The sequence below is a fragment of the Streptomyces hilarionis genome, assembly GCF_024539675.1.
GTDB classification, from domain to species: domain Bacteria; phylum Actinomycetota; class Actinomycetes; order Streptomycetales; family Streptomycetaceae; genus Streptomyces; species Streptomyces hilarionis.
This window is the reverse complement of sequence record NZ_JAHHIT010000334.1, coordinates 1-1964: the sequence shown is the minus strand read 5'-3', so window position 1 is coordinate 1964 and position 1964 is coordinate 1. Positions and strand designations below refer to the sequence as shown.

Here is a 1964-nt window from a genome sequence, read left to right as displayed (position 1 = left end):
CAGTACGCCCCCGCCGGAGGGGGAGGCCGGCGGGGGCGTACTGGACGTCATGGGTCCCAGCACAGCAGATAACCGCCGGAAAATCTTGTGCGGAATCCGCGGAAAGCGCAGGCCCGTGGGCCTGCGGGCGGGGGTTGGACCGGGGCGCCGGAGAAGGGAGCGGGCGGTTTCGGCTCGCGAAACCCACCGCGGGATCCGCCGTGAGGCCGTCCGCGGAGCCCGCCGCGGAGCCCGCCGGGAAGGCGATCGCCGAGCCCACTGCGGAGGCGACCGCGGACCCGCCGCGGAGTCGGCCGCGGTGCGGGTGGTGTGCGGGCGGGTCCTCGTGCGGGCCCGGACCCGGCGGGCAGCCCGGGCCGTACCCTGGACGCATGAGCACCCCCGCCGCCCCCGAGCCGCGTGACCCCAAGGCCGCGCTGATCTTCGACGACCCGCTGGACCGCCAGTCGTCGGACGACACCGACCGCGGGTGGGGCGAGCGGCCGGCGGCCGGCGGCGACAGCGCCGCCGACCTCAAGCGCTTCCTCGACGAGAAGCCGCCCCACCACATCTGAACCCGGACCCGACCGCCGTCCCTTGCTCGGGACCGACCGCCGTCTTCGACCTCGGCCCGGGTCCGACCGCCGTCTTCGACCCCGGCCCGGATCCGACCGCCGTCTTCGGCCCTGCCCCGGATCCGTGTGCGGGCGCGGTCGGCGCCAGGGGGCAGTGGATGCGCCGCCGGTCGTGGACCTACCGCCGGTACTCGTTCGAGCCCCGCTGGCGGACCAGCTCGTCGCGGATCTCCTTGAGCACCTCCAGCTCGGTCACGTCCAGGACCTCCTGCGTGCCCTCCTTGGCCTTCCTGCGCGCTTCCACCACGGCCAGGTACTTCGACATGGGCAGGACCATCAGGAAGTACACGACGGCCGCCGTGATCACGAACGTGAGGGTCGCGCCCAGGACCGAGCCCCAGAGGATCCGCACGCCCGTCGCGCTGTCGCCCGTCCCGTGGCAGGGGCCCTTGATGCAGGAGTTGTAGCTGTCCAGGTTCTGGGTGCCGATCGTGCCGATGACCGGGTTGATGATCCCCTTCACCACCGAGTTGACGATGTTGGTGAAGGCCGCGCCGATCACCACCGCGACCGCCAGATCGACGACGTTCCCACGCATCAGGAAGGCCTTGAAGCCCTGCAGGACGCTTGCCTTCTTCTCGCTCACCTGGGGGACACTCCTCGCATGTACAGGTTGTGGAACAAACAGCTCCGCAACCTACGTCAAGCCCGGGCGGGCGTGTCCACTGAGGTCGCTCGAACGAGCGACTTGACCTCACCACAAGGTCACCGCCAGCCGGGCCGTGGCGCTCGCGCCCGCGAGGCGCGCGGCGGTCGGCCGGGGCACCGACAGGACGACCAGGGCGCCGCTGTCGCCACCGGGCCCGGAGGCCGGGGCGAGGGCGGAGACGGGGGCGTCCAGCGGCTCGGGCACCTTGGTCACGAGCGCCCCGCGCGCGACGACGTGGGCCCCGCCGCCGGGGCCGCCGCCCCTCGATCCCGCCGCCGGCTGCTCGACCGCGATGACGTCGACCCGGTCCCCCGGGCGCAGCAGCCGGACGGTGGCCGCGTCGGCGATGCGCACCGGGGCCGTCACCTTCTCGGCGGTACGGACGGCGGGCGCCGGGGCGTGCGCGGACGACCGTGCGCGGGACAGCGAGCTTCCGTGCGCTTCACCGTCCGGGTGGCCGCGAGCCGGACCGGCGTCGCGTGGACTCGCGGCCACGAGCGCGGCGGCGGTGACGGCGAGCCCGATCGCGAGGGCGCGCCGTCGGCTCCGGACCAGCCGACCTAGGCGGTACCGGCCGTGCCCCACCCGGACCGGATCGAAGGAGGGCACCTCGCTTGTCGCGGGCGTCTCGGGGCCGGGCGGAGGGCACGGCGCGGCCGGGAAGGCGCGCGGAGGAGAGAGGGAGGGGGGAGGAAGAGGAG

General features: G+C 74.3%; 3 protein-coding genes. 1 reads left to right on the top strand and 2 read right to left on the bottom strand.

Going from position 1 to position 1964, the window contains the following annotated elements; translation table 11 throughout:
* The first annotated feature begins 371 nt into the window (after positions 1–371).
* Complete coding sequence (locus KMS84_RS38430; protein WP_109005226.1) at positions 372–554, top strand: hypothetical protein; 183 nt, start codon at positions 372–374, stop codon at positions 552–554.
* Between the two features lie 178 nt (positions 555–732).
* Here the strand turns inward: KMS84_RS38430 and mscL are convergent, their stop codons facing one another.
* On the bottom strand, positions 733–1200 hold the full coding sequence (gene mscL / locus KMS84_RS38425) for a large conductance mechanosensitive channel protein MscL (protein ID WP_256921193.1): 468 nt from the start codon (positions 1198–1200) through the stop codon (positions 733–735).
* Positions 1201–1308: 108 nt separating this feature from the next.
* Positions 1309–1964, bottom strand: a 656-nt coding sequence (locus tag KMS84_RS38420; RefSeq protein ID WP_285894487.1) for an RcpC/CpaB family pilus assembly protein, incomplete at its 5' end; no start/stop codon positions are given.

Coding starts and splice junctions, on each gene's coding strand:
- KMS84_RS38430 (WP_109005226.1), top strand. CDS start 372: ATGAGCACCCCCGCCGCCCCCGAGCCGCGTGACCCCAAGGCCGCGCTG.